Here is a 22004-nt window from a genome sequence, read left to right on the forward strand (position 1 = left end):
AAACAGAATTCGGGGTGTAGCTCAGCCTGGTAGAGCACTGCCTTCGGGAGGCAGGGGCCGGAGGTTCGAATCCTCTCACCCCGACCAAATTCTATAGCAAATTCAGGCATTTGCTGACTATATTCTTGTTCCATCATCGCCCTTCCTGGGCAATGTCAGGCAACGTGAAAGCGAAACGTGAAACTTAGTCCCCTTTCGGAAAACCGGGCTCGGGATAACAGTTTCAAGCACCGCTCCATACCCATCGATTGAAAGCTGGCCACACCGAACTAGACTGTCTATTCATCACCCGGCGAATCAGACAATGGCCACGTTGAGCTTCACCCCCAATCTACTGCGTCATGTGCCGACCCCATCGGCGCGGATAGCCGGCGCCACCGTGCATCAGGTACTGGATAACTATTTCCAGGGCAACCCTGAGGTACGCACCTACGTCCTGGACGATCAGGGCATGGTACGTGAACACGTTACCATTTTTGTGAATCAGGAGATGATCCGGGATCGTCACGGCCTGACGGATCAAGTCAACGAGCATGACGAGATCTTTGTCATGCAGGCACTCTCGGGAGGCTGACATGAGCGACCGCTTGCTAGTGGGGACCCGCAAGGGATTGTTCTCTATCGAACGTCACGCATCCGGTCGATGGCATATCGGGCAACACTGGTTTGCCGGCGACCCGGTGTCCATGCTGCTGGGGCACGACCAGAACCCGCGCTACCTCGCGGCACTCGATCTCGGGCACTTCGGGGTCAAATTACATCGTTCCAATGATGCCGGAACCAGCTGGTCTGAAATACCAACCCCGGCCTACCCGGCCAAACCTGACGAACTGGAAGACAAGGATCCCGTGCGCGGTGTCGACATCCCCTGGAACACCCGCCTGATCTGGTCACTCGAGTCGGGTGCAACACCGGATGAACTGTGGTGCGGGACCATTCCCGGCGGACTGTTTTATTCCCGCGACGGTGGCGACAACTGGGAACTGAACCGCTCGTTGTGGGATGACCCCCGGCGCGGAAAATGGATGGGTGGCGGTTATGATTTCGCCGGGATTCATTCGATTCTGGTCGATCCACGGGATCCACGGCATGTCACACTGGGCGTCTCCGTCGGCGGGGTCTGGACAACTAGGGATGCCGGCCATAATTGGCAGCTGCTTGGCAAGGGACTGCGCAATGTCTACATGCCCCCGGAACTGGCGGAGGACCCCGTCAGCCAGGATGCCCACCGTATCGTACAGTGCCCCGGCCGACCCGAACGGTTGTGGATGCAACACCATAACGGCATTTTTCGCAGCGATGACGCGGGAGAGAACTGGCAGGAACTGGTGGACGTGCCACCATCGAGTTTCGGCTTTGCGGTCGCCGTGCATCCCGGCGAACCGGACACGGCCTGGTTTGTCCCCGCCACCAAGGATGAGAAACGCTTCCCGGTCGATGCCCGATTGGTGGTTACGCGCACCCTTGACGGCGGCAAGAATTTCGATATCCTGCAGCGCGGTCTGCCCGACGAATCGGCCTACGACCTGGTCTATCGGCACGGCCTGGACGTGAGTCGGGATGGCGAACGCCTGGCCATGGGGAGTACCACCGGGTCACTCTGGATAAGTGAAGACCAGGGCGACTCCTGGCAGCTTGTCAGCAGCCACCTGCCACCGGTGCTGTGTGTCCGCTTCACCTGAATCAGCCGGGCGCGGCCCTGAGCATCCAGCCGATCATGGTAACTGTCCCGTAGCAGCTCGACGGTTAGCGGCGGGCCGCTCCGCCCTGCCCCCCACCCCCCACCCCCGCGCCACCGCGCTGACCCTTAACCAGATTCAAGCTTCCGCCCGAAGTGACGCTATACCCGGAGCACAGGCGGTTTTGTGGCCGCCTCATCGACGTGCGATGACGGGTCAGACTCGGGGCCAACAGAAGACAACAGGGGATAACCATTAAGGGGGGACAATTGCCAAACTCTCATGACCAAGCCAACGCAACCTACGCCGCCCCCTGCCGCATGAATGCAGAGACCGCCTCGAGTAATCGTGACGAGACCCACTCCGCGCCAGGCGGTGTACTGCCGATCGTGCTGGTCTATGCCGGACTTTCGGTGATCTACATCCTGTTTTCCGACCTGTTGGTCAGTCGCCTGTTCGAGGACGCCATCACCATCAATATCGTCAGCACCCTCAAGGGGTGGGGCTTCGTCGCCGTCACCTCGCTGCTGCTTTACTTTCTGATGAGCCGGCTGGCGGGGCAGATCGCCGGCGCGGTGTGGCGCGAGCAGCACCTGCAGGCGGAACAGCGGCGCACCCTGACGCTGCTCAACGCCATCACCCACAACACCACCGACGTGATTTTCATCAAGGACCGCGAAGGTCGCTATATCGTCGGCAACCCGGCCCTGGCGGAACTGCTGGGCAGACCGCTGGAGGAGATCATCGGTGCCGATGACTATGCGCTCTTCCCCGCCTCCCTGGCGAAGCAGTTGCGCGCGGATGACCGGCGCATCATGGCGGTGGGCCAGACCGAAACCTACCACGAAGCCATCATTGCCGGCGATAGCACCCTACCCTACCTCACCACCAAGGGCCCGCTGCTGATCGGGGATAAAGTTGAAGGCATTTTTGGTATCGCCCGGGATATCTCTCCGATCAAACAGACAGAGACGGATATCAGGAACACGCTGTCACGAACCGAGGAGCGCGAGGCCGAACTGGAGGCGGTGTTCCAGGCCCTGCCGGACCTGTTCTTCCGCATTGCCGGCGACGGCACCATCCTGGACTATCGCGCGCAATCCGCCTCCAACATCTACCTTCCGCCCGAGGAGTTCCTCGGCAGGCGTATGCAGGAGGTGCTGCCCGAACCGACCGGCGAGTTGTTCACGCGCAAACTGCAGGAGGCGCTGACCTCCGCGGAAATACAGGTATTTGACTACAGCCTCACCCTGGGGGGAGAGAACCACCGCTACGAGGCACGCCTGACCCGCTTCATGCAGCGCGAAGAACTGATCTGCGTGGTGCGCAACATCACCGAACAGTATCGGGCCGAGGCGGCACTGCGCGAGAACGAGCAGCGGCTGCGCACCCTGATCAACGCCACCCCGGATATCATCTGTTTCAAGGATGGCGCCGGACGCTGGCTTGAGGCCAACGAGGCGGACCTGGAACTGTTCGGCCTGGCCGGGGTGGATTACCGGGGCAAGACCGACTCGGAGCTGGCCGAGTTCACCCACGACCTCTACCGCGAGGCCTTCCTCGCCTGCGAGTGGAGCGACGAGCAGGCGTGGCAGGCCGGCGGGCTCTCTCGTGGCCAGGAGGCCATTCCGAAAATCGACGGCGGACGCAAGGTCTTCGATATCATCAAGGTGCCGCTGTTCGAGAGCGACGGCGCGCGCAAAGGCCTGATCGTACTGGGTCGGGACATCACCGAGCGGGTGGCGGCGGAGCTTAAGATCACCCGCGCCACCCACGAGTGGACCCAGGCCATGGACCAGTTCGACGACGTTATCTATTTGCTGGATATGGAGCGCCACCTGCTGCGGGCCAACAAGGCATTCTACGAGATGACCGGACTGTCCCCGGAGCAGAGCGTCGGCCGGCCCATCGCCGAGCTGATCCACCCGCAGGGCGAGAAGGAGCTGTGCCCGGTCTGTCGCGCTCAGGAGTCCCGGGCCGAGACGGTCTTCACCATGGAGCCGGGGGAGTTCTTCAACCCCAGCGGCCGGCCAATGGAGGTCAGCCTGAAGCTGCTGCGCGACGATGACGGCAGCGCCAGCGGCATGCTGATGAGCCTGCACGACCTGAGCCGCACCCGTCAGACCGAGGAGCGGCTGCGACTCGCCGCCAGCGTGTTCGAGAGCACCGACGAGGGGGTGGTCATCACCAATGCCGAGGGCAACATCCTGGAGGTCAACCGTGCCTTCAGCGATATCCAGGGCTACTCCCGCGAGGAGGTGATCGGAAAAAATCCGCGCATGTTCAAGTCCGGGCATCACGACCAGAGTTTCTACCGCGATCTATGGCGTGCCCTGACCGAAACCGGACACTGGAGCGGGGAGTTGTGGAACCGACGCAAGAACGGCGAGTTGTTCCCGAAATGGCAGACCATCAACCGGGTACTCGACAGCCACGGCAATCTGACCCATTACATCGGCATTTTCTCCGACATCACCCATATCAAACGCTCCAAGGAGCAATTGGACCACATGGGCCACCACGATGCCCTCACCGACCTGCCCAACCGCCTGCTGCTGAACGAGCGCCTGGAGCAGGCGATCAAGCATGCGGAACGCCACAACACCCAGTTGGCGGTGATCTTCCTGGACCTGGACAACTTCAAGCACATCAACGACAGCCTGGGCCATCCGGTAGGCGATCAGCTGCTGCAGGAGGTGGCGCGAAAACTGGTCCTGGCGGTACGCCAGGACGACACCGTGGCACGCATCGGCGGCGACGATTTTGTGCTGCTGCTGGAGGATATCGGCAAACCGGAGAACGCCGGCCTGGCGGCGCAGAAGTTGGCCGCGGTATTTGCCCAATCCTTCCAGCTCGAAGACCAGAGCATCCGCACCACCGCCAGCCTGGGCATCTGCATCTGTCCGCAGGACGGCAAGGATCCCGCCACCCTGCTGCGCAACGCCGATGCCGCCATGTACCGGGCCAAGGAGGAGGGACGCAACACCTATCAGTTCTATACCGAGGAGCTGACCCGCAACGCCTTCGAGCGGGTACTGCTGGAGAACAACCTGCGTCAGGCGATCGAGCAGGGACAGCTGCTGCTGCTGTATCAACTGCAGAAGGAGCTGCAGAGCGGCAAAATCATCGGTGTCGAGGCCCTGGTACGCTGGGTGCATCCGGAACTCGGGATGATCTCACCCGCCAAGTTCATCCCCATGGCGGAAGAGTCCGGCCTGATCCACCCAATCGGTGACTGGGTGTTGAAAACGGCCTGTCACCAGGGCAAACGGTGGCTGGACAAGGGGATCGACTTCGGCCGCATCTCGGTCAACATCGCCGGCCCGCAACTGCAGCGCGGCACCCTGGTGAACGAGGTGATCGCGGCACTGAAGGAGACCGGACTACCCACCCACCACCTGGAACTGGAGGTGACCGAGGGCTTTATCATGCAGCAGGCGGAATCGGCCATCACCCAGTTGCAGGCGCTGCGCGATCTCGGACTGACCCTGGCCATCGACGACTTCGGCACCGGCTACTCCTCGCTCAGCTACCTGAAACAACTACCCATCCATAAACTCAAGATCGACCAGTCCTTTGTGCGCGACATCCCCGACGACCACAACGACATGGCCATAGCGGACGCCATCATCGCCATGGGCCGCAGTCTCGGCCTGACTGTGATCGCCGAGGGGGTGGAGACCGAAGCCCAGGCCGAGTTCCTGAAACAGGCCGGCTGCCAGGAGGGCCAGGGCTACCTGTACAGCAAGCCGGTCACGGCGGAAGCGGTGGAGGCGCTGATCCTCGCGCAGGCCGGCTAGCCCTACCCGTTACCCACAACTGCCGATGAACACGCGTGATGGGTGGAGGCGCGCCACCCCTGTTGACGATTGTTCGTGCCGTAACCCATCTTCGGATGCGGATGTGCGTGCAGGCTGGGTTGCGCGCCGGCGCCGGCGGAGAGTTCATTGGGGCGCTCCACCCATCCGCCTGGACGCAGTTTCGGGCGGATAAGCTTGGGCATCCACCGGCATTCGTTTCATGGTGGATGCGCCTACCGGCTTATCCACCCTACAAGCACTGCGAACCCCGCAGCTTGAGTACTAAAAATGGATCACCTCGCCCAGGGTCGGGATCGAGGCATCCCAGTTGAACTCCTCGACAAAGCATTTCTGCAGGGCCAGCATACTTTCGGATTCGCCGTGCACCAGATAGAGCCGGGGCATGGCCTTGCGCATGTGCCCTGCCCATTCCAGCAGCTGCGATTGGCCGGCATGGGCGGAGAAGCCGCCCAGGGTGTGGATCTGCGCCTTGACGGCAATCTCGCTGCCGAGGATTTTCACTTTCTTCACCCCATCCACCAATAGTCGGCCCAGAGTGCCGCGGGCCTGGAACCCGGCGATGATCAGGTGGGTATTCTTGCGCCAGAGGTTGTATTTCAGGTGGTGCCTGATGCGCCCGCCGTGACACATGCCGCTGCCGGCGATGATAATGGCGCCGCCGCTGATCTTGTTCAGCGCCATCGACTCCTCGACACTGCGGGTAAAGCGCAGGATCGGCAGCCACTGCTGCCAGTCATGGGTCATGATCTCGCGGAACTCGGGATCATCCTTGTTGAACAACCGGGTGTTCTGCTCATAGATCTCGCTGATGCTGGTGGCCATCGGGCTGTCGATGAAGATGTTGTTCTGCCGCAGCTGCCCGGACTGATAGAGCTGCCCCAGGTGATAGATCAGATCCTGGGTCCGGCCCACGGCAAACGACGGAATCAGCACATTACCGCCACTTTGCGCCGCCGCGTCCAGCGCCGCACTGAACTCCGCCATGGTCTCCTCCAGCGGCTGATGATTCCGGTTACCGTAGGTCGACTCCAGCAGCAACAGATCCGCCTCGGAGATAATGGCCGGATCGCGCATCAGCGGGGCGCGGCTGTTACCCAGGTCACCGGAAAACACCAGCTTGCGGGTCTCCCCCTTGTCCTCGATCCACAACTCGACGATGGCCGATCCGAGGATATGCCCGGCCTCGCGAAAACAGAGCCGGACGCCGGGCAGAATCTCCGCCACGGCGCCATAGGTCATCCCCTGGCACAGCGCCAGCTCCCGTTCCACATCGTCGATATCATAGAGCGGCTCGATAGCCCTTTTTCCCGCACGGGCGCGCCGCTTGTTCTCCCATTCGGTATCCTTCTGCTGCAGGAATGCGGCATCCTTGTGCATGGTCGGCAGCAACGCCTCGGTCTGCAGGGTCATGTAGATCGGTCCACCGTAGCCCTGCTTCACCAACAGCGGCAGCATGCCCGAATGATCCAGGTGGGCGTGGGACAGGACCACCGCATCGATGTCGCCGACGGCGAACGGGAAGTGGACTTCGTTCGCCTCGTTGCCGTTCGATCCGCCACGCCGCCCCCCTTTCTTATTATTGTTCTCTCCCTGCAGCAGGCCGCACTCCAACAGTATCCGCTGCTGTCCGCTGCTGATCAGATAGCAGGAGCCGGTCACCCGTTGCGCCGCACCATAAAATGTCAATGTACTCACCCGTACCTCCCGCCAACGACAGAACCAAAACCACTCCCGGTAATCATAACCAGGATGCGGCCTCGCGTCCGACAACAAGGATTCTCCGTTGACCCGCGTCAAGGCGCCCGGTCGACAGCGGTAACAGGAATCAACTAGGCTGTGGATACATCGACACCCAATCCATCACCCCGCAACCCCAGGTCCGATGATGACTATCAACCACAGACGCCATCAGAAGAAGCACCGGCCGGACAGGCCCGCAAGCGCCTGGCACGCCATGGCGGCAGCGGCGGTTTTTGACTCCCTTTCCACTCACGAGGAGGGCTTGAGCGCGACGGAGGTGGAACGCCGCCTGGCCCTACATGGCCCCAACAGGCTCAACCCGCCGGCCGCCCGCAGTGCCCTGGCGCGATTTCTCGATCAGTTCCGCAACGTATTGATCTATGTCCTGCTGGTGGCGGGCGCGGTGACCACCGCCATGGGTCATCTGGTCGACTCCGGGGTGATATTTGGTGTGGTGATCATCAACGCGATTATCGGCTTCATCCAGGAAGGCAAGGCCGAACGGGCACTGGAGGCGGTACGCAATATGCTATCACCCCAGGCCATGGTGATCCGAGACGGCAAGAGATTCACCCTGCCGGCCGAGCAACTCGTCCCGGGTGACCTGGTGTTCATCCAGTCCGGGGACCGGGTGCCGGCGGATCTGCGCCTGTTCAATCTCCGCAACCTGCACATTGACGAGGCGATGCTCACCGGCGAATCGCTGGCGGCGGAAAAAAGCACCGATCCCGTGGAACCGCATGCCCCACTGGGGGACCGCGGCTGCATGGCTTACTCCGGCACACTGGTCACCTTCGGACAGGGCACCGGCCTGGTGGTCGCCACCGGCGAACAGAGCGAGATCGGCAGAATCAGCACCCTGCTGGCGCAGGTAGAGGTACTGAACACCCCCCTGACCCGACAGATGGCGCAGTTTGCCAGCCGGCTCTCCATGGCCATCCTGGCCATCGCCCTGTTTGCCGCCCTGTTCGGCATCCTGGTGCATGGCAACTCCCTGGAGGAGATGTTTCTCGCCGCTGTGGGACTGGCGGTAGCGGCGATTCCGGAGGGTCTCCCGGCCATTATCACCATCACCCTGGCGATCGGGGTGCAGCGGATGGCGGGCAGAAACGCCATTATCCGGCGCCTGCCGGCGGTGGAGACCCTCGGTTCGGTCAATGTGATCTGTTCCGACAAGACAGGCACCCTGACCCGCAACGAAATGATGGTGCAGTCGCTGGTGTTCGCCGACGCCTCCCTCGATGTTGAGGGCAGCGGCTATGACCCACGCGGGGGCTTTGTCGACCGGGAGGGCACCCCCTGGGATCCCGCCCACCCCCTGCTCAGCACCTGCTGCCGCGCCGCCATGCTCTGTAACGATGCCACGATGACGGAAAAGGAGGGGCGCTGGCAACTGCATGGTGATCCGATGGAAGGCGCCCTCGTGGTGCTGGGCATGAAGGGCGGTTATGACCCGAGCCAGCTGGCCGAGCAGATGCCGCGCACGGATGTGATCCCGTTCGAATCGGAGCACCGCTTCATGGCCACCCTGCACCATGACCACAGCGGACGGGGCTGTATCTACATCAAGGGGGCGAGCGAAACCATCCTGCCCCGCTGCACCAGCCAATACAGCGCCGACGGCCCGCAACCGATCGACCCACTGTTCTGGGACACGCAGACCGAGACCATCGCCGCCCGCGGACAGCGCACCCTGGCCATCGCCATGCGCCCGACCGATGCGCAGCAGCGGGTGCTGAATTTCCATGATGTCGAGGGCGACCTGACCCTGCTGGGGCTGATGGGTATAGTCGACCCGCCGCGTAGCGAGGCCATTGAGGCGATCGCGCGCTGCTACACGGCCGGCATCCAGGTCAAGATGATCACCGGCGACCACGCCACCACCGCCCGGGCCATCGCCAGAAGCATGGGTATCAGGGACGCCGGGAGTTCACTCACCGGCGCGGAACTGGAGTCGATGGACGAGGCGCGGCTCAGGGAGCGGGTCAGAGACAACAATATCTTTGCCCGCACCAGTCCGGAGCAGAAGCTGCGCCTGGTCAAGGCGCTGCAACAGAGTGGCCTGGTGGTGGCCATGACCGGTGACGGGGTGAATGACGCCCCCGCCCTGAAGCGGGCCGACATCGGCGTCGCCATGGGGATCAAGGGCAGTGAAACCGCCAAGGAATCTGCGGAAATGGTGCTGGCCGATGACAACTTCGCCTCCATCGTCAAGGCGATCGAGGAGGGCAGGACCGTCTATGACAATATCAAGAAGTCCATCCTGTTCATCCTGCCGACCAACGGCGGCGAGGCGCTGACCATTCTCGCCGCGATCGCCTTCGGGCAACTGTTGCCGGTGACGGCGGCCCAGATCCTCTGGGTCAACATGATCACCGCCGTGACCCTGGCCCTCTCCCTGGCCTTTGAACCGGCCGAGGCCAATATCATGCAGCGACGCCCGCGGGACACCCGGGACTCGCTGCTCTCGCCCTTCATGGCCTGGAGGATTCTGTATGTATCCGTGCTGATGGTGCTGGCCACTTTCGGGCTGTTTCTCTGGGAGCACAACGCCGGCGCCAGTATCGAGACCGCGCGTACCGTGGCCGTGAACACCCTGGTGGTGGCGGAGATATTCTATCTGCTCAACGCCCGCTATATCATTGCCTCGGTTCTCAACCGCGACGGTCTGCTGGGTAGCCGCTATGTTCTGCTGGCCATCCTCATCGTCTCATTGTTCCAAATGCTGTACACCTATCTGCCGTTGATGCAGCTGTTCTTCCACTCCGCACCGCTGCCGATCGAGGCCTGGCTGCGGATCATTGCCGCGGGCGTGCTGCTGTTCTTCCTGGTGGAGCTGGAAAAGCTGGTGGTGCGCCGATTCTTCCGGGGACCGCGGCGGCAAAGCGGCGCCTGACCGGTCACGCCGCAGCAGAACGGCGGGGCAGCCTACCGCAGCGGCAGGAGTCTGTCGGACTTGCCCGACAGACTCCTGATCCGATCAATAGTTATAACCGGTCTCTTCATGGCTGACGGTATCCAGGCCTTCCACCTCCTGCTCGTCAGTGACGCGCAATCCGCTGGTCAGCACGCCCACCAGCTTCAGGATCAGGTAGGTGCCCACGGCGGTAAACAGGACCCCGACCGCCACGCCGACCAGCTGGACCGAGAACTGCCCCCCCATGCTGTCGATGCCGTCGGCGAAGCCATAACCGCTGAAGACACCCAGCTCGGTCGAGGAGAGGACACCCGCCAGCAGGGTGCCCATGATGCCGCCAATGCCGTGCACCGGAAACACATCCAGCGAGTCATCGATCTTGAGCACCCGTTTGATGTACTGAGTCGCGGTGAAGCAGACGCCACCGGCCAGCAGGCCGATCAACAGCGCCCCGCCGGGGCCGACAAAGCCCGAGGCCGGGGTAATGGTACCCAGGCCCGCCACCATGCCGGTGACCGCGCCCAGCACGCTCGGCTTGCCGAAACGTTTCCACTCGATCACCGACCAGGTCATGGCGCCCGCCGCCGCTGAAATATGCGTGGCCAGCATGGCCATGGCGGCATCCCCATTGGCCGCCAGGGCACTGCCGCCGTTGAACCCGAACCAGCCCACCCAGAGCATGCCGGCACCGGTCACGGTCATGGGCAGGTTGTGAGGCGGCATCGCGGTAGTGGGAAAGCCGTTACGCGGTCCCAGCACTACCGCCGCCACCAGGGCTGCCACGCCCGCCGTGATATGCACCACCACACCGCCGGCAAAATCGAACAGCCCCATCTGCTGCAGCCAGCCACCGCCCCAGACCCAGTGGGTGATCGGCGCGTAGACCGCTACCAGCCAGATACAGCTGAACAGCAGCATGGCGGAGAATTTCATCCGTTCGGCGTAGCCGCCGATGATCAGTGCCGGGGTGATAATGGCAAAGGTCATCTGAAACAGCATGAACAGCGACTCGGGGATATCCCCGACCAGCGATTCCCGGCCAACCCCCGCCAGCATCACCTTGCTGAAATCGCCGATCCAGCCATTCCCCTCACCAAAGGCCAGGCTGTAGCCAAACACCAGCCAGATAATGGACGCCGCGCCGGCAATGGCAAAGCACTGCATCAGCACGGAGAGCACATTTTTGGTTCTGACCAGGCCACCATAAAACAGCGCCAGACCAGGCAGCGTCATAAACAGGACCAGGGCCGTTGCTGTGAGTATCCATGCGGTGTTGGCACTGTTCAGGGCTGCCTCCTCAGCCTGAACCAGTCCGGGCAGAAGCCCCGACAGGGACGCGATCAATAGAGGTTTTCTCATTACATTCTCCCAAGCATAAAAAAACGGCACCCACGATCAGTGCCCTTGCATAAAAAAGCGGAAACCATCAACCATAGCCGACAGATTGCCGCCAAATCATGCACAATTCGTGCCCATAGAATAATAATAATGATATCAATATGATAGGTAGTTAGCGCACTTAAAACAGGCAGGGCGTGCACGGTTAAGAGGCGAATACACCCCATTCACGCACTATTTTTGTGCGTCCATGTGTGCCACGCCGCTCGCGCACATCCCCGACCCTGGCTCCCGCTTCACGCTGCATCCTCGATCCCTGGACAAAAAAAACCGCCCAGGGAGAGGGCGGCGTTAAATCAGACTTACATGCCTGAAGGGGAGTCCTAAATGAACAAAAGTACACTTCATTCGCTGATGCCGACTAAAAACTGCCGACATCAGTACTAAAGACCGGTAATGACGGAAAAAGTTTCCACATTACAAAAAATAGTTGCTCCACCCCGGACCGGAGCGTTCCATGCTGCCACCTGCGTACAGCTTCCGACCCCGGTTCTGTGCTTAAATGGGGAGGAATAAAAAAACGACCCAGGATGATGATTTATGAATCGTAGAAGTTTCGCCACACTGTTTACCCTGATCACGCTCATCTTTCTGCCCTTGACCCAGCCGGCCAATGCCGGATGGAATCCGCGGGAGGATACCGGTGCCAGTAAAAGCAACACCGGCAATCGCTCCGTGGACGAGGCGATAACCCGGCTCAAGTCCAAGGATCCCGGACTGAAACTGTTTTTCAGCAAGGCCTATGGCTATGCCGTCTTCCCCACGGTCGGCAAGGCCGGTATAGGACTAGGGGGTGCCTACGGCGAAGGTGAAGTCTATCGGCAGGGGAGCTTCATCGGCACCTCGAGCCTCTCGCAGATCACCATCGGCTTCCAGCTGGGGGGTCAGGCCTACACCGAGATCATCTTCTTCAAGGACAAGCGTGCACTGGAGGATTTCACCAGCGGCAACTTTGAGTTCAACGCCCAGGCATCCGCCGTGGCGGTGACCGCGGGCGCGTCCGCGGATGCGGACTATGACAACGGGGTGGCCATCTTCACCATGCCCAAGGGCGGTCTGATGTATGAGGCGACGGTCGGCGGACAGAAATTCGGCTTCACACCGGCCCGCTGACTTTCCTGCGCCGGGGTGGGTGAGCTATCGAGACAGGTCTCGTTCCTAATCAATACACCCTGGCAACCTGTTTCTCTTGATTTGGTCTTCGACTCGTCATTTCTCTACGGTTTCCAGCACGTTCATCTGGAAACGTCCGGTTTGATCAGGGTCAGGCTGGGAAAATAGGTGGAGAAGCGCCGGGTATCCCGGGTCAATAAGGAATAGTTCGCTACAGCCGCATGTGCGCCAATGAAGAAATCGGCGAGAACATTGCCCTTCGCTCCTCCTTGTCGGCGATAGCGTACAAAGGCCTTTCCGGCAAGAAATAACGCCGGGCGTGGCAATTCGATCAGCGCCAGCCCCAGCTCCTCGATGGTCTGATCCAGTGCTTCCACCGTGGAGAAGGTTAGCGACAGTTCGGAATAGATGATCGGATTGATGGCCAGCCGGTGAATTTTTGAATGGGCACGTAACTGGCTGATTGACCAGTCAGCCCATTTCGGATCGTCTTCCAGGACATCGACCAGTACGCTGGTGTCGACCAGGAGCATCAGCCTTCGCCGCGTAGCAGGGCCATCAGATCATCCGTCCGCCATTTAATATCGGCCTTGCCACGGGCGGCCTCGAAGCGATCCGGCTTGCGGTCGGGCTGTGCGCCGACTTTGTGAATGACCACTTCACCTTCACTGTTGACCGCGAAATCCACGGAACAACCCGGCGCCAGATTCAAGGCATCACGAATCTGTTTGGGGATGGTAATCTGACCTTTGCTGGTGAGGGTGGTTGACATGGCATGCCTCCGCCGGTATTACGTTGCAAATCATTGTAATACCCTAAAGGCAGGGATGCAATCGGCACGAATTATATTCTCCCGAATGAAGTTGACTCCGGCTACTTGCGGACGACAGATTTGCCGGCGGCGCAATCGAAAAAAAAGCCCCAAGGCGCTGCCTTGGGGCTTTCATCTGGTGGCTACGGGTGGAATTGAACCACCGACCTACGGGTTATGAGTCCGTCGCTCTAACCAACTGAGCTACGTAGCCAGAAGGCGGGGAAATATACCGGGGCTACCTCCGCGTGTCAATTCAAAACATGCCGTCGACTGCGAAAACCCTGGAACAATCCGCTTATCCGCCTGATATTTCGTAACTATTCCCAGGGTGATTGGCCTGCCTTGTTGGCCGATCTTGATCCAGCCATCGCGTGAGGCCGGCAAGGCAGGTCAATCGCTTTCAGATCGGGTGAGTAGTCACGATATATCAATATTTCCGGCAAGCCATCTCAGACGTTGAAGCGGAAGTGGATCACGTCGCCGTCCTGGACCACGTAGTCCTTGCCCTCCAGCCGCAACTTGCCGGCCTCCTTGGCCCCCTGCTCCCCTTTACAGGCGATGAAATCCGCATAGGCGATCACCTCGGCGCGGATAAATCCGCGTTCAAAATCGCTGTGGATGACCCCGGCCGCCTGCGGCGCGGTAGCCCCCACGGGGATGGTCCAGGCGCGCACCTCCTTCACCCCGGCGGTAAAGTAGGTCTCCAGGCCAAGCAGGCGATAACCGGCCCGCACCACCCGGTCCAGGCCCGGCTCTTCCAGCCCCATGTCGGCGAGAAACTCCTGGCGTGCCTCGTCATCCAGCTCCGCCAGTTCCGCCTCGATCGCGGCACAGACCGCCACCACGCCCGCGCCTTCCCTTTCCGCCAGCGCCTCGACCGCCTGCAACAGTGGATTGTCGACAAACCCGTCGTCGGCCACGTTGGCGATATAGAGGGTCGGCTTGACGGTCAACAGGTGCAGGTCGCGCAGGGCCAGTTTCTGCTCACGGCTGAGGTCCATGGCACGCACCGGCTCCCCGGTATCCAGGTGCGCCTTGACCAGCTCCAGCAGCTCTTTCTGCACCAGTACCTGCTTGTCACCGGTCCTGGCCTGCTTGGCCGCCTTGAGCAGCGCCTTCTCCACCGACTCCATATCGGCCAGCGCCAGTTCGGTGTTGATGATCTCTATATCCGAGAGGGGATCGATCTTGCCCGCGACATGGACCACGTCGTCATCATGGAAACAGCGCACGACGTGACAGATGGCGTCGGTTTCACGGATATTGGCGAGAAACTTGTTACCCAGCCCCTCGCCCCGGGAGGCACCCTCCACCAGTCCGGCGATATCGACGAACTGCATGGTGGTGGGGATGATGTTCTGCGGCTTGACGATCTTCGCCAGTTCGTTTTGCCGGGGGTCCGCCACCGGGACCACGCCCACATTGGGATCAATGGTACAGAAGGGGTAGTTTTCCGCCGCGATGGTGGCGCGCGTCAGCGCATTGAAAAGAGTCGATTTGCCCACGTTCGGCAAGCCGACGATGCCACATTTAAAACCCATGCTGTAGTGCCCCGACAGAAAAAGGGCAAGGATAGGGTAATTGGCGGTCAGTTTCTAGCCTGCAGCGGCCTCTTTCACCGGTCGTGGACAAGAAATACCGGGCCGACCGGGCAAATCCCCACGATCCCGAGTGCCCGAACGGCGGAAGCCGCGCCAGCGTGGTGATTCAGGTGATGCTGAACAACTTGTCAAAGTTGGCAATCTGCAGGATCTCCCTGACCGCATCGTTGGCATTGATCAGGGAGACCGGCGTTTCACCGCTGGCATGCTCCTTCAGCTGCAACAGCATGCCCATGGAGGAGCTGTCCATATACTCGGTATCGGCCAGGTCGACCACGAATTGCCGGGTACCTTTCGGATACTGTTTGTAGGCGGTCGAGAACTCATAATGACTGGAGAAATCGAACCGCCCCGTCACCTTGAGCAGGATCTGCCGCTTGTCCGCTGACTCTACCGCCGTAATACTCATCCCGTTTCTCCGGATTACCCTGGATTGCACCGTTCAGGTGCATCATATTACACCGCACTAAAACCACCGGCACCACTCTTTTAATCAGCGTCGATGCGCTTCAGCAGCTCGGCGGCGAGTTGTCGAAAATCGCTGGTGGCGCGACCATTGGGACGATACTCAAACACGGTCCTGCCGATACCTCTGGCGACGCTGATCAGATCCGACTGGCAGATCACCGACTTTAAAAAATGTCCCGGCGCGAGACTGGAGAACCTGGATGCCGCCACCCCGGTCAGACGCCGCCGTACCGGGATGCGATTCATGAACAGGGTATATTCCAGCCCCTGCCCCCTGGCGGCGCCGAACCGCCTGACCGTCTCCAGCAGATGCGGCAGAGCGGCGGCGCCACTGTCGTCACCTGTCACCGGCAGCAACGCCATGTCGACCCCCAGCAGTGCGTTCGCCACCAACAGCCCGGAAGATGACGGGCAATCAATGAGCATGTATTCCTGCCCGGCCATGCCCCGGGAGAGCGCCCGCTGCAGCAACAGCCCGCGCTGCATACCGGACTGATCCCCCTGCTCAAGCTCCGCCAGTCTGGCACCGGCGGGGATCAGGCGCAACTCATCCCGGGTACTGATCGCCAGCGACTCCAAATCGGCCGCCTCAAGCAACGCCCGGTCTATCCCCTGGGTGGGCTGGCGGAACAGGCCCAGCCCCGTTGTCAGGTCGCCGGCGGGGTCCAGATCCACCAGGATCACCTGATGGCCGGCCAGGGCCAGGGCATGCCCGAGGTTGATGGTGACGGAGGTTTTTCCGACGCCCTGCTGGGGGTTGAAAACGGCAATGGTGTACATGGTCACACCACCCGCGCGCGGCTCGGATAACTCCCGGGATGCCCCGTTTCCCTGTTCCGTCCCCGCGCCACACCGATCCCCTTCGGCAGGGCGGGTCCGCTGGAGAACCCTCCGGTCAAACGCGGCCAGGCGCGCCGGGGAGAGGCGCCGCAGTGCCTCTGTTGCTCAGCGCTTTTCATTCAGCAGCTTCCGTACACCTTCCACCAGGACAGTAAGGTCATTCAGCGGCTTGAGGTAGACATGCTCGGTGGTGATACCCTGTTTTTTCAACGCCTCGGTCAGATGGAACTCGACCGAGCCGGTATGTATCAGGAAGCGCAGATCGCGCAGCAGCTGCGCCGCCTTGACGATAAACACATCACCACTTTCCCCGGGCAGGCGCATATCCACGATCGCCAGGTCAAAGCGCGTCCGCTGCAGCATCTCCAGTGCCTCTTCGGCGCTCTCGGCCGACTCCACGGCATAATCGTGGTCTTCGAGAAACGCGCAGAGACTCTCCCGGATGGACGCCTCATCATCGATGACCAGAATACGGAACGGCTCAGTTGACACCGGAGGCCTCCCTGCTACTGATCTGCTCCGCCAGGTAGCGCTCGAACTGCTCTACCGGCAGCGGCCTGCTGAAATAGTAGCCCTGATAGCGGCCGCACCCCTTCAGTTGGAGAAATTCCAGCTGACCCCGGGTCTCGACACCTTCGGCGATCACTTCCAGTCCCAGGTGATCGGCAATGGCAATGATGGTTTCAACGATTGCCGCGTTGCTCTCATCCTCCGTCACCTCTTCGACAAAACTCCGGTCGATCTTCAGGATATCCAGCGGCAGCTTCTTAAGGTAGGCGAGGGAGGAGTAGCCGGTACCGAAATCATCGATGGAGATCCTCACTCCCAGCGCCTTGAAGGAGGCCATCTTTTCCGCGGTATCGGCCACGTTGTCAATCACCACCCCCTCGGTCAGCTCCAGCCCCAGCCGCCTGGGGTCGGCGCCGGTCTCGGCCAAAATGCGCTCCACCTGACCCGGGAAGTCCGGCTGCCTGAACTGCCACGGGCTGACATTGACCGCGATATGCCGCAGCGACGCCCCCAGCTCGCTGGCGCTCCAGCGGGTGATCAGCCGACAAGCGGTCCGCAACACCCAGTCACCGATCGGCAGGATCAGCCCGGTCTCTTCGGCGACCGGGATAAACCGGTCCGGCGTGATCATCCCGTGTTGCGGATGCTCCCAACGCAGCAATCCCTCGGCGCCGCACACGGCTCCGCTCGCATCGATCTGCGGCTGGAAAAAGAGCTTCAGCTGGTTGTTGGCGACCGCCAGCCGCAGATCCTTCTCCAGAGCCAGCCGTTCGTCGGCCTCCACCTGCATTCCCGGGAGAAAAAAGCGAATGGCATTGCGCCCCGCCGCCTTGGCCTGATACATGGCGGTATCACCATGTCGCAGCACCGCATCCGCATCTTCCTGCTGCATCGGAAACAGGGTGATGCCGATACTCGGGGTGATGTAGAGTTCGTGATCCCGGATGCGTAGCGGATGGGAAAGCACCTGGCGGATCCGCTCGGCAATATCCTGCGCCCGTCTCGCCGTGGCCTGGGTATCACTGCCGATATCCGATATCAGCACGGCAAACTCATCGCCACCAATGCGCGCCACGCTATCCGCTTCGCCCAGCAACCCGGCCAATCGCCTGGAAACCTCACACAGCAGCTGATCGCCCACGCTGTGGCCGAGCGAATCATTGATGGTCTTGAAGCGATCAAGATCAATCAGCAGCAGCGCGCCTTCGTAGTCGTGGCGTTTGGCACGATTCAGCACCAGCTCCAGACGATCCAGCAGCAGGCTCCGGTTGGGTAACTGGGTCAGGCTGTCGTGATAGGCCTGATGCTCGATCTTCGCCTCCGCCTGCTTGCGCTCCGTCACGTCCCGGAACATCCCGTAGATGCGCCCCTTGCCGACCGGGGAGTGCTCACGGGTGGCGGTGATGGCACAGGGCCGCTTCGAGCCCTCACCGTCCACCAGCGACACCTCATAATCCGTCACCCTACCGGCCTGTTCAAGCCGCTCCAGCAGCATGTCGCCGTGCGCGGGATCGGCAACCAGATCCCACAGCCGGCGGCCCAGCATCTGCTCGCGCTGATAGTACAGGTTGCCGGCAATGGAGGGGGATATCTCTTCAACAAAGCCGTCGAGATCCACCTGGAAATAGACGTCGGTCAGGCTCTCGAAGATCGAGCGGTATTTCTCTTCACTCTGCTTCAGCTGCCGGTTCGCCTCATGCATCTCCTCATTGGCGAGCTGCAGCTGCTCGGTGCGTTTTTTGACCTGCTCCTCCAGATGCTGCTGGTAGGCCCGGTTCTCCCGGGTCAGCCGGCTACGCTCCAGGTTTTTTCTCACCGCGTGCAGCAGCACCGATAGATCCTGAACCGGCTTCAGCATGTAATCCCAGGCGCCCAGATGCAGCGCCTCGATGGCATCGTCGATGGCGCCGGTTCCCGACACCACGATAATCGGCGTGTCAGGGGCATGGCTGACCACATGCGCCAACACCTGCAGACCGTCCATCTCCGGCATCCGCAGATCCACCAGCACGAGATCCGGCTCCAGGGATTCGAACAGCTCTATGCCGGTCCTGCCGTTCTCCGCCTCCAGCACCGTATAGCCGTAATCCTCAAGATAGAGATGGAAGCTCTCCCTGATCGCCTGTTCATCATCGATCGTCAGAATGGTTTGATTGCCGCGCATATCGTCACTCATGCTGGAGTTCCCGGCAGTGCCGCCCGGCGGACTAAGCGTGCGGATAAGATGGCTGTACAGATCAAAATGCGCTTCCCCAAAGCTCCCCTGACTCAGGCATCATAGGCGAAAACCCGCGTGCATCAAAATCAACCGGTCCTGGCCTGTCACACCCCGACCGGGTCCGGCATGAATCGAAACCCGGGCCTGGGAATACTTCAATTTGATAAAGTACTTTCGCAGGGTGGATAAGCCGGTAGGCGCATCCACCATTGCTGCGGTGGACGCGCTGCCGCTTATCCACCCAACGAAACTGAAACAGCTTTACCCGGCAATATTAAATTGAAAGCTCCTGAATATCTCGGCCTGGGCAGTAAAATCTTTAGAGTCGCAAATCCCCTGGATTCGGAACACGCCCGGATCCGGAGGGTATTGAAGGGCGCCCTCGGCAACCGCTACTGCCTGAGAATAGTCGACCGGCACCGAAACCGGTAACCGCTGCTCGTCGCCGGGCGGGGAGGTGGTGGGAGGCTGGGATCGCGGAATAACATCCGCTCCCGCACTGCCCTGTGCTTCGTGGCATAAATCCGTCCCTGAATAAAAAAGGCCGGGCGACCAACGTCGCCCGGCCTTGATTGTACCGCTTATTTCTTTCTTTCCAGCGTCTCCTTGATCACCTCTTCAGCGACGTTCCTGGGACAAGGCAGGTAGTGGGAGAACTCCATCGAGAACTGGCCACGGCCGGAGGTCATGGTGCGCAGATCACCGATGTAGCCGAACATCTCGCTCAGCGGTGCCTCGGCCTTGATACGGATGCCGGTCGCCGCCGTATCCTGGGACTTGATCATGCCACGGCGACGGTTCAGGTCGCCGATCACGTCGCCCACATGATCTTCCGGGGTGTAGACGTCCACTTTCATGATCGGCTCGATCAGCTGCGGACCCGCCTTGGGAATGGTCTGACGATAGGCGCCGCGGGCCGCGATCTCGAACGCGATGGCCGAGGAGTCAACCGCATGGAAGCCACCATCCGTCAGGATCACCTTCACGTCCAGACAGGGGAAGCCGGCCAGGACACCCTTGTCCATACTGGTGGCAAAGCCCTTCTGGATGGCCGGCCAGTACTCTTTCGGCACGTTACCACCGACCACCACCGACTCGAACTGGAAACCGCTACCGGGTTCGCCCGGCTCGATGATGTAGTCGATCTTACCGAACTGACCGGAACCACCGGACTGTTTCTTGTGCGTGTAGCTGTCTTCCACCCGCTGGGTGATGGTCTCGCGGTAGGCCACCTGGGGCTTGCCGACGGTCACATCCACGCCATGGGTACGGCGCAGGATATCGATCTTGATATCCAGATGCAGCTCACCCATGCCCTTGAGGATGGTCTCGCCGCTGTCCTCGTCGGTCTCGACATAGAAGGAGGGATCCTCCTGCACCATCTTGTTCAGGGCGATACCCATCTTCTCGACGCCCGCCTTGTCCTTCGGCGCGATGGCGATGGCGATAACGGGGGCCGGGAACACCATAGGCTCCAGGGTGGCGGGATTTTTCGGATCGCACAGGGTGTGTCCGGTCTTGACATTCTTCATGCCGACGACGGCGACGATGTCACCGGCCTGGGCCCGGCTCAGCTCTTCACGGGAGTCGGCATGCATCTCAACGATACGCCCGATACGCTCGGTCTTGCCGGTGAAGGTATTGAGGACCGTCATGCCCTTTTCCAGCACGCCGGAATAGATGCGCACGAAGGTCAGTGCGCCGAAACGGTCGTCCATGATCTTGAACGCCAGGGCACGCAACGGCTTGGCCGGATCAACGATGGCGAACTTGCCGGTCTCGTTGCCTTCCAGGTCCACCTCGGGCTGCGGCTCCACTTCGGTAGGGTTTGGCAGGTAGTCGACCACCGCGTCCAGCACCAGCTGAATACCCTTGTTCTTGAACGCCGAACCACAGTAGGTGGGGAAGAAGTCCAGGTGGATGGTACCCTTGCGGATGCAGCGCTTCAGGTCCTCAATCGAGGGCACCTCGCCATCCAGATACTTCTCCATCAGGTCGTCATCCTGCTCGACGGCGGTCTCAACCAGCATCTCGCGATACTCTTCAACCTTATCGACCATATCGGCCGGCACATCCTGCAGGGTGTAGCCGGTGGGGTCGCCGGAATCATCCCAGACCCAGGCCTTGCGGGTCAGCAGGTCGACCACGCCGACAAACTCGTCCTCGGTCCCGATCGGCAGTACCATAACCAGCGGGGTGGCGCCCAGCACATCCTTGATCTGCTTGACCACCCGGTAGAAATCAGCGCCCAGGCGGTCCAGCTTGTTGACCAGGATGATCCGCGCCACCTCGGAGTCATTCGCATAGCGCCAGTTGGTCTCGGACTGGGGCTCCACGCCGCCGGATCCGCAGAACACGCCCACGCCGCCGTCGAGCACCTTCAGGGAACGGTAAACCTCGATGGTGAAGTCAACGTGTCCCGGGGTATCGATGATATTCAACCGGTGCTTGTTCCACTCACAGGAAGTGGCCGCCGACTGAATGGTGATGCCGCGCTCCTGCTCCTGCTCCATGAAGTCAGTTGTCGCTGCACCATCGTGCACCTCACCGATCTTATGGATCTTACCTGTCAATTTCAGGATGCGCTCGGTAGTGGTCGTTTTACCAGCATCTACGTGAGCGAAGATACCGATATTTCGGTAAAGGCTTAGATCTGTCATGTTCGTACTCTAGAGTTAGACATTAAATGTAAGTATCTGGCGACCACCAACACACATTACCCAGGAGGCGGGATAACGGGGCGATTCCCCCATCCACCGGACCTCCCCATCTGCGTCCCCGGTCCGGGCGATCTGCGGACCAGACGACAAAATATGATAAACGTGCCAGATGCTGGTGGCAGCACGAGATGGGCCGCCACGGCCTCCGTCAGAAAGCAGCGCCTA

Annotated in this window: 15 protein-coding genes and 2 tRNA genes; 6 read left to right on the forward strand and 11 right to left on the reverse strand. The window is 60.9% G+C overall.

The genetic code is table 11. From position 1 onward, the window contains the following. The first annotated feature begins 10 nt into the window (after window positions 1-10). The 4 genes from NPX02_RS09525 (at window position 11) to NPX02_RS09540 (ending at window position 5479) form a co-directional block, all read left to right on the forward strand. Window positions 11-87, forward strand: a tRNA-Pro gene (locus tag NPX02_RS09525). Window positions 88-304: 217 nt separating this feature from the next. Next, window positions 305-574, forward strand: coding sequence for a MoaD/ThiS family protein (locus NPX02_RS09530; RefSeq protein ID WP_260293308.1), 270 nt, complete (start codon window positions 305-307; stop codon window positions 572-574). A gap of 1 nt (window position 575) precedes the next feature. Continuing rightward, window positions 576-1682, forward strand: a complete 1107-nt coding sequence (locus NPX02_RS09535) for a sialidase family protein (protein WP_260293309.1) — start codon at window positions 576-578, stop codon at window positions 1680-1682. Between the two features lie 266 nt (window positions 1683-1948). After that, window positions 1949-5479: an EAL domain-containing protein gene (locus NPX02_RS09540; protein ID WP_260293310.1), complete on the forward strand. Its 3531-nt coding sequence runs from the start codon at window positions 1949-1951 to the stop codon at window positions 5477-5479. A 282-nt stretch (window positions 5480-5761) separates the two neighbouring features. On the opposite strand, the gene NPX02_RS09545 is transcribed toward NPX02_RS09540, so the two are convergent. Continuing rightward, window positions 5762-7195: an MBL fold metallo-hydrolase RNA specificity domain-containing protein gene (locus NPX02_RS09545; protein ID WP_260293311.1), complete on the reverse strand. Its 1434-nt coding sequence runs from the start codon at window positions 7193-7195 to the stop codon at window positions 5762-5764. A gap of 190 nt (window positions 7196-7385) precedes the next feature. Between NPX02_RS09545 and NPX02_RS09550 the strand changes: the two genes are divergently transcribed. Further along, a complete protein-coding gene (locus NPX02_RS09550; protein ID WP_260293312.1) occupies window positions 7386-10136 on the forward strand; it encodes a cation-transporting P-type ATPase in 2751 nt (916 codons plus the stop codon). 84 nt (window positions 10137-10220) lie between these two features. On the opposite strand, the gene NPX02_RS09555 is transcribed toward NPX02_RS09550, so the two are convergent. Beyond that, window positions 10221-11516, reverse strand: coding sequence for an ammonium transporter (locus tag NPX02_RS09555; RefSeq protein ID WP_260293313.1), 1296 nt, complete (start codon window positions 11514-11516; stop codon window positions 10221-10223). 579 nt (window positions 11517-12095) lie between these two features. Between NPX02_RS09555 and NPX02_RS09560 the strand changes: the two genes are divergently transcribed. After that, window positions 12096-12668, forward strand: coding sequence for a lipid-binding SYLF domain-containing protein (locus tag NPX02_RS09560; RefSeq protein ID WP_260293315.1), 573 nt, complete (start codon window positions 12096-12098; stop codon window positions 12666-12668). Between the two features lie 122 nt (window positions 12669-12790). On the opposite strand, the gene NPX02_RS09565 is transcribed toward NPX02_RS09560, so the two are convergent. The 9 genes from NPX02_RS09565 to fusA all read right to left on the reverse strand — a co-directional run bounded on the left by NPX02_RS09565 (window position 12791) and on the right by fusA (window position 21779). Beyond that, window positions 12791-13201: a type II toxin-antitoxin system VapC family toxin gene (locus NPX02_RS09565; RefSeq protein WP_260293317.1), complete on the reverse strand. Its 411-nt coding sequence runs from the start codon at window positions 13199-13201 to the stop codon at window positions 12791-12793. Beyond that, window positions 13201-13440 (reverse strand): AbrB/MazE/SpoVT family DNA-binding domain-containing protein, encoded by a 240-nt coding sequence (locus NPX02_RS09570; RefSeq protein ID WP_260293318.1) that lies wholly within the window; start codon window positions 13438-13440, stop codon window positions 13201-13203. The genes NPX02_RS09565 and NPX02_RS09570 overlap by 1 nt, the downstream gene beginning before the upstream one ends. 176 nt (window positions 13441-13616) lie before the next feature. After that, a tRNA-Met gene (locus NPX02_RS09575) sits at window positions 13617-13693 on the reverse strand. 238 nt (window positions 13694-13931) lie between these two features. Then, on the reverse strand, window positions 13932-15023 hold the full coding sequence (gene ychF / locus NPX02_RS09580; protein WP_260293320.1) for a redox-regulated ATPase YchF: 1092 nt from the start codon (window positions 15021-15023) through the stop codon (window positions 13932-13934). Window positions 15024-15189: 166 nt separating this feature from the next. After that, on the reverse strand, window positions 15190-15492 hold the full coding sequence (locus NPX02_RS09585) for an STAS domain-containing protein (protein ID WP_260293321.1): 303 nt from the start codon (window positions 15490-15492) through the stop codon (window positions 15190-15192). Between the two features lie 80 nt (window positions 15493-15572). Then, a complete protein-coding gene (locus NPX02_RS09590; protein ID WP_260293322.1) occupies window positions 15573-16331 on the reverse strand; it encodes a ParA family protein in 759 nt (252 codons plus the stop codon). Between the two features lie 165 nt (window positions 16332-16496). Further along, entirely contained in the window at window positions 16497-16883 is a 387-nt protein-coding gene (locus tag NPX02_RS09595; protein WP_260293323.1) for a response regulator, read from the reverse strand. After that, the gene (locus NPX02_RS09600) at window positions 16873-19077 is read right to left on the reverse strand and encodes an EAL domain-containing response regulator (RefSeq protein ID WP_260293324.1); all 2205 of its coding nucleotides are present in this window, start codon (window positions 19075-19077) and stop codon (window positions 16873-16875) included. Before NPX02_RS09600 ends, NPX02_RS09595 begins: the two co-directional genes overlap by 11 nt. A gap of 623 nt (window positions 19078-19700) precedes the next feature. After that, window positions 19701-21779: an elongation factor G gene (gene fusA, locus NPX02_RS09605; RefSeq protein ID WP_260293325.1), complete on the reverse strand. Its 2079-nt coding sequence runs from the start codon at window positions 21777-21779 to the stop codon at window positions 19701-19703. Between the last annotated feature and the right edge of the window lie 225 nt (window positions 21780-22004).

The organism is Sedimenticola hydrogenitrophicus, assembly GCF_025175675.1.
GTDB lineage: Bacteria > Pseudomonadota > Gammaproteobacteria > Chromatiales > Chromatiaceae > Sedimenticola > Sedimenticola hydrogenitrophicus.

Excerpts from the sequence above, each read along its gene's own strand:
- NPX02_RS09585 (WP_260293321.1), bottom strand. The coding sequence starts at position 15,492 with ATGAGTATTACGGCGGTAGAGTCAGCGGACAAGCGGCAGATCCTGCTC.
- fusA (WP_260293325.1), bottom strand. The coding sequence starts at position 21,779 with ATGACAGATCTAAGCCTTTACCGAAATATCGGTATCTTCGCTCACGTA.
- ychF (WP_260293320.1), bottom strand. The coding sequence starts at position 15,023 with ATGGGTTTTAAATGTGGCATCGTCGGCTTGCCGAACGTGGGCAAATCG.
- NPX02_RS09530 (WP_260293308.1), top strand. The coding sequence starts at position 305 with ATGGCCACGTTGAGCTTCACCCCCAATCTACTGCGTCATGTGCCGACC.
- NPX02_RS09590 (WP_260293322.1), bottom strand. The coding sequence starts at position 16,331 with ATGTACACCATTGCCGTTTTCAACCCCCAGCAGGGCGTCGGAAAAACC.
- NPX02_RS09555 (WP_260293313.1), bottom strand. The coding sequence starts at position 11,516 with ATGAGAAAACCTCTATTGATCGCGTCCCTGTCGGGGCTTCTGCCCGGA.
- NPX02_RS09535 (WP_260293309.1), top strand. The coding sequence starts at position 576 with ATGAGCGACCGCTTGCTAGTGGGGACCCGCAAGGGATTGTTCTCTATC.
- NPX02_RS09570 (WP_260293318.1), bottom strand. The coding sequence starts at position 13,440 with ATGTCAACCACCCTCACCAGCAAAGGTCAGATTACCATCCCCAAACAG.
- NPX02_RS09560 (WP_260293315.1), top strand. The coding sequence starts at position 12,096 with ATGAATCGTAGAAGTTTCGCCACACTGTTTACCCTGATCACGCTCATC.
- NPX02_RS09550 (WP_260293312.1), top strand. The coding sequence starts at position 7,386 with ATGACTATCAACCACAGACGCCATCAGAAGAAGCACCGGCCGGACAGG.
- NPX02_RS09600 (WP_260293324.1), bottom strand. The coding sequence starts at position 19,077 with ATGAGTGACGATATGCGCGGCAATCAAACCATTCTGACGATCGATGAT.
- NPX02_RS09565 (WP_260293317.1), bottom strand. The coding sequence starts at position 13,201 with ATGCTCCTGGTCGACACCAGCGTACTGGTCGATGTCCTGGAAGACGAT.